Below are 6,031 nucleotides of genomic sequence, written 5' to 3'. Positions count from 1 at the left end.
TTTTTGCTCCACCATTTATCCAGCCTTACGGCATGTACTAAATGGTCTCGCGTTAGATTTCGCAAGCGAAATCTTTACTCACTCGTTGTTCAGTTTTCAAAGATCAATTTCTCTTTCGTCGCTACCAGTTTGTCTCAGTGGCGACCTTTATAATATATCATGCTGCCCGTTATTTCGTCAAGTGTTTTTTTTGAAATCTTTTTGATTTCTCCTTTGCCTTTCGGCTAAGCTTGGACACCGTTTTTAAGGGGCGAGATATAATGTAACATATAAACTCAGCTGCCGTCAACTACCCAATCAAAGTTATTTTTAATGCATATAACAAAGCTACGCCCGGAAGCCCTAAAACCGTTACGGTTCCTATAGTAGTGGGATTCAACGGTATGTAGACATTTGTCATGATTCCAGAGAAATTTACTAGATAAAGACCTAAAGCAGCGAACACTAAATGAGCACCAAAGATTGTAATCCATCCAAAACCAAGTTTTTTCCGTATACCAATAAAGAAAAGAAGAATTAGCGATATAACTAATACACCCATTACTATTGTCTTCACAGTGAACTCTCCTTTGTTAACCGAGATTTGTTTGTTCTATTTCTCTTAGCTCAGCGCCTTATGATTGGCATCTCTCTTGACATTACTCTTATGTGGTTGCCTTACTTCTGTACGATTAAGTCCAATATACTTAGCTTTCTTCAAAGCAATTTGATACTTACGCTCTGCTGCCTCCAGCATATAAATCGCGTAATCGATTTGATCTTCACCCATCGCCTGCTCAAAATGCATTCGCGCTTGTTCCCATTCCACGCGTGCATTTCTCACATCCTCATAAGTATTCCATCGTTCTTCTTGCTCCTTTATCTGCTCGTTCTTTCTTTGCCACCTAGATAACCCTTGATTACTTTTAATAAACCAACCCATGACCTCTCCCCCATTTTCCTAAATATGATACGAAATGTTTCACCAGACTACAGTTCCACTTTCATTCATATCGAAAAAAGGACAAACTTAGAACCAAAAAAAGGGAGCCTCTTGGGCTCCCCTTAGTTCTCTCAACCTTCACGTGCCGATTATCTCAACAAGCGCGAAAACAAAGACATAAAAATATATAAGAATACAATGGCTAGCGCAATTGACGACGACCCTCTAACGCTTTGGACAACGTTACTTCATCCGCGTATTCAAGGTCTCCTCCGACCGGTAAACCATGTGCTATACGAGTTACCATGATATCAAAGGGACGAACTAGACGAGAAATATACATCGCAGTTGCCTCTCCCTCAATGTTGGGATTGGTCGCAAGAATCATTTCTTTAATGCGTTCATCACTGAGACGTGTCAGTAATTCTTTAAGCCGAATATTATCCGGACCAATACCCTCCATTGGAGAAATCGCACCCTGAAGAACATGATAGTACCCGTTAAATTCCTTCGTTCGCTCCATAGCGACCAAATCTTTAGGGTCTTGGACGACGCAAATGACAGATGGATCACGTGTTTTATCCTGACATATTCGGCATGGGTCCGTATCCGTAATATTGCAGCAAACAGAGCAATAATGTAGGTTTCGTTTAACACTAACTAGTGCTTTAGCGAAATCAATCACATCATCTTCCTTCATATTCAGCACGTGAAAAGCTAGGCGAGCCGCAGTCTTCGGCCCAATACCTGGCAAACGAGTAAACGCATCGATCAGCTTCGCGATCGGTTCGGGATAATACAAGACGCAGGAACTCCTTCTGACTTAAATTATAATTCTAGAACAAGCCGGGGATTTTCATTCCACCTGTAAACTTGCCCATATCTGCATTTGCAATGTCATCCGCTTTAGTCAAAGCATCATTCACAGCAGTAATGACAAGATCCTGTAGCATTTCAACGTCTTCTGGATCTACGGCTTCTGGTTTAATTGTGATAGACAATAATTTCTTGTGACCATTCACTTCAACAGTAACAACGCCGCCACCTGAACTTCCCTCAACCTTTTTATCAGCAAGTTCCTCCTGAGCCTTCAGCATTTGCTCCTGCATTTTCTTCACTTGTTTCATCATTTGGTTCATATTGTTCACGGGTAACCTCTCCTTTGCGTTTTGGGTGCACAAGTCGTGCTAATCTTTTATGATCACGAGGTCTTCGCCAAAGATATGAAGCGCCTCATCAATCCAGGGTTTAGCGTTCGGGTCTTTACCCTCATGCTCATGTTCAAGCTTCAATTCTTCTGATGTTTGATGAGTGTCACCTTCCAAGGCGGACAACCAGTCCTTTTGCATCATGGTCACAAGATGATATGGTTTTCCTGTCTTGGACAAGAGGACATTCTCGATAACCTGCTTATTAGCTGGCTTCTCTGTCGTCTCTCGGTGAATATTATTTTTAAAAGCAACGAGTACCGCATCTTCTGTTACTGAAGCCGGTTCTCCATCCACAAACCAAGCATGGACTGTGACCTTCTCATCCTTCACGCCCTGTAAAATCTGTCCCCACTGCCGCTGAATATCAGTAAATTCCGGACTATCTTTATGAGCAAGGTATTGATCCATATGCGGTGGAATTTTAGCCTTCGAAGACATTCGTGGTGCAGGAGTACTAGCCGCTTGTTTATTTGAACTTGCGGGCGCTCCCGATTGCATGAATTTCTCCAGTTTTTTCTCCAGTGTCGCTAATTGCTGCTTCAGTTGATTCACTTCAGCAGAGCCGGCAGATGCGGCTTGCTGCTGTCCAGCGCTCTGTTGAATTACGCTCTCATTCGTAAGCTTCGGCGTACCACATAACTTAAGCAATGCTACCTCAAACAATGTCTGTGGCTGTGAAGCATATTTCATTTCACTTTGATAGTGATTCAGTGTATCAATCATCTGAAATAATTGTTCTCGAGTAAAGGCCGAAGCCATTTCCTTATACTCCTCAGGATGAAGAACCCGGTCCGTGAGCTTGTCTGCCTGCGGAACCATTTTGATGAGGAGCAGATCACGGAAATAATAAAGCAGGTTCTCCATACACTTATCGGCGCTCTTGCCTTCTTGCATAAAGTCTTCAACAATCTGAAGTACTTCACCGACATCGTCCTTCAGCATCGCTCCTGCTAGTTTAGCAAACTGTTCCGAGGCAATACCACCTGTCATACCAAGAACTTGCTCATAGGTCACCTTTCCCCCGGTAAAAGAGGAGATCTGATCCAGTATGCTTAAAGCATCTCTCATTCCGCCATCCGACAAACGGGCAATATATTGTAGCGCTGCTTGCTCTGCCTCAATACCTTCCTGCTTCGAAACGTCTTCTAGATGTTTAGTTTGTTCATCTAGAGAAACACGGCGGAAATCAAATCGCTGACATCGCGATATAATCGTCGCTGGCAGCTTGTGCGGCTCTGTGGTCGCGAGTATAAACATCACATGTAGTGGAGGCTCCTCCAGAGTCTTTAGTAAAGCGTTAAAGGCTTCTGTCGTCAGCATATGCACTTCGTCAATAATATAAACCTTTTGCCGAGCTTCCGTAGGTGCATATTTCACTTTCTCCCGTAAATCGCGGATTTCCTCTACCCCACGATTCGATGCGGCATCAATTTCCTGCACATCCATTAAAGCTCCGGCTGTAATTCTGCGACAAGTCTCGCATTCATTGCAAGGTTCCGGTGCAGGTCCGTGCTCACAGTTAACGGCTTTCGCCAATATTTTAGCAGCACTCGTCTTACCGGTTCCGCGCGGTCCACTGAACAGGTACGCGTGGGACACCCGCTGTTCGCGAATTGCGTTCTGCAGCGTTTGAATAATATGCTGTTGCCCAACCATGTCCTGAAACGATTGTGGTCTCCAGGCACGGTACAGCGCTATATGTTCCACAAGCTATACCCTCTTTCAACTTCCACCTTGCGTGGCATTTGGTGCTTCATTATTATACTATAATCCTTCGTTCAGCAAAACGTATACTGGACGCTTTTCAAATGATATCCCTTAGTTCCATACAAATATATAAACAAAAAGCACCTCCGCCATCACGACAAAGATGCTAATTTTCATTAAGTTAAGCCGCACACCTGTTATTGATAATTGCGATCCAAGCGGCAGCCCTGCGACGCTACTCGGGCTAGGCAATCCTCCGGCACAAGAGTGAACTTGCTTATGGCTGCTTCCTTCCGGACCTGACCAGGTTCACAAGTACTCATTGCGGAGGACCCAACCGTCAACATAGCACGCAGGGACCAAGACCTCACATCGGCAAAACCTCTAACAGGAATTCAACCTCGCTACAGCGGATTGCGAGTTACAGGGCACCGCTACCTCCCCGTCTAGCACGGCAAGAATTAGTATAGTTCATTTCTGCGTAAAGTGCAACTGATGCATTATTTTGTAAAATCAATTAGATAAAAATAAACTCCCCCGCCTAAAGGCAGAGGAGTTATCATTAATCTCATAAATGGAATTAGATTCCGTATTTCTTCTTAAATTTATCTACGCGACCGCCTGCATCCAAGAACTTCTGTTTACCTGTGAAGAATGGATGACAGTTGGAACAAATTTCGACGCGAAGGTCTTCTTTAACTGAACCTGTTTCGAACTTGTTACCACAAGCGCAAGTTACAGTTGTTACGTTAAATTTTGGTTGAATTGCTTCATTCATGACTTTCACCTCTTTTTGCCCTGAACCTCATGCGTGCCCAGAGTTATATCGATACACTTCTAATTATAACAGGGACAAATATAATAATCAATCATTATTGAATTTGTTCTTTCTTAAAAGACTTCACCCTAGGTCAAAATAGCCTTTTTCGGTCTTCTCATCCCCACAGGTGTACATGAGTATAGGAACCGATCACTACATCCGGTAGTTCCGCTTCAAATATCTCAATTGCCTGCTTCATTCCCAAAATTTCACCCTGAGCTGGAGGAATAAGTCCTAAATAACTCTCAGGATCAATATTCAGGTTCCGTAGCTGAATTAACTTAAGACCTGTACGCCGAGCAAATTCTACCATGGCTTCGATCTCTTCTTCTCGGTCAGTAACCCCAGGGAAGATCAAATAGTTAATAGAAGTATAGACCCCTTGATCTGTAGCATATTTGAGCGACTTCTCCACGTTGGCTAGTGTATACTTACGCGGCTTATAGTATGCATTATAGTGGCCATCCAATGCGCTAATGGTACTGACACGCATTAAGTCTAGCCCAGCATCAACAATACCACGGATAAAATCAGTCAATCCAGCATTGGTATTAATATTAATATATCCCATATCCGTTATGGAGCGTACCTCACGCATCGCTTCAATAATAATCTTCGCTTGAGTAGAGGGCTCACCCTCACATCCCTGCCCGAAACTAATAATGGATTCCGGAGTCTTCAGATGCTCAAGCATGATTTCGACTAGTTCTTCCACTCTAGGCTTGAAATTCATACGTGTCTGAGGAGCCACAAAACCGCTATCATCCGGCTGCTCCGATATACAACCAAAACATCCAGCATTACAAGAATACGATACAGGCACTGCCCCTTCCCAACGGTTCAAGAAAGTGTTCGATGCCGTCAAACACTCGTATCCAAGTGCACAATTGGACATATGTTGATACAACCGATTGTCTGGATACTTAGCCGTTAAGTGCTTAACACCCAATTTCAACTTGGTAACATCGCAATTAATCGGATTCCATTTCATTGGATCATCCGACAAGCGTGCCGCCACATAAAAGCCTCCGTCTTTCCAGACAACTGCTGAATAACCGAATAGCGGAAGTTTATAATCTTTATCCGTTTTGACATAACCAGGAAGACATAGCCGAGTAAATCCCTGCGGTAAAAGTGCGCCTACAGCCTGAGCATCCCCGGGTAGCGGCATCATTTCTCCGGTTTCCGGATCCATGCCGACGGCGCGGGTGCTGGGCAAACCGACCAGCGTGGCCCCCTCAGGCAGCGGGATTAGCTCATCCTCCATGATTTCCACGATCATATCCCCACTGCGGGCCATTCCGTAGAGTGTAGGATGGTCAAATACATTGCCTTTTTCATCTGCATATACCAGATACATGTTGTTCCCCT

At 44.0% G+C, this 6,031-nt stretch carries 6 protein-coding genes, 1 other RNA gene and 1 pseudogene; all 8 read right to left on the bottom strand.

Translation table 11 applies throughout. From position 1 onward, the window contains the following. Positions 1–289 precede the first annotated feature (289 nt). The gene (locus tag JCM16418_RS21035; RefSeq protein ID WP_036652909.1) at positions 290–556 is read right to left on the bottom strand and encodes a pro-sigmaK processing inhibitor BofA family protein; all 267 of its coding nucleotides are present in this window, start codon (positions 554–556) and stop codon (positions 290–292) included. Between the two features lie 45 nt (positions 557–601). Further along, complete coding sequence (locus JCM16418_RS21030) at positions 602–922, bottom strand: DUF2508 family protein (protein WP_081765531.1); 321 nt, start codon at positions 920–922, stop codon at positions 602–604. Positions 923–1,124: 202 nt separating this feature from the next. Beyond that, the gene (gene recR, locus JCM16418_RS21025) at positions 1,125–1,724 is read right to left on the bottom strand and encodes a recombination mediator RecR (protein ID WP_036652906.1); all 600 of its coding nucleotides are present in this window, start codon (positions 1,722–1,724) and stop codon (positions 1,125–1,127) included. A 34-nt stretch (positions 1,725–1,758) separates the two neighbouring features. Further along, a complete protein-coding gene (locus JCM16418_RS21020; protein WP_036652904.1) occupies positions 1,759–2,070 on the bottom strand; it encodes a YbaB/EbfC family nucleoid-associated protein in 312 nt (103 codons plus the stop codon). A gap of 39 nt (positions 2,071–2,109) precedes the next feature. Then, complete coding sequence (dnaX, locus tag JCM16418_RS21015; protein ID WP_036652902.1) at positions 2,110–3,840, bottom strand: DNA polymerase III subunit gamma/tau; 1,731 nt, start codon at positions 3,838–3,840, stop codon at positions 2,110–2,112. 186 nt (positions 3,841–4,026) lie between these two features. Further along, positions 4,027–4,295: signal recognition particle sRNA large type (ffs, locus tag JCM16418_RS24440), an RNA gene on the bottom strand. Between the two features lie 125 nt (positions 4,296–4,420). After that, positions 4,421–4,618, bottom strand: a complete 198-nt coding sequence (gene rpmE, locus JCM16418_RS21010; RefSeq protein ID WP_036652899.1) for a 50S ribosomal protein L31 — start codon at positions 4,616–4,618, stop codon at positions 4,421–4,423. Positions 4,619–4,746: 128 nt separating this feature from the next. Beyond that, positions 4,747–6,020, bottom strand: a pseudogene (locus JCM16418_RS21005) (radical SAM protein). Between the last annotated feature and the right edge of the window lie 11 nt (positions 6,021–6,031).

Origin of the sequence: Paenibacillus pini JCM 16418, from assembly GCF_000576305.1 — a bacterium.
In the GTDB taxonomy this organism is placed as follows: Bacteria; Bacillota; Bacilli; order Paenibacillales; family Paenibacillaceae; genus Paenibacillus_AQ; species Paenibacillus_AQ pini.
Note: the sequence above shows the minus strand (reverse complement) of the source record. Positions and strands in the feature narration are given on the sequence as shown.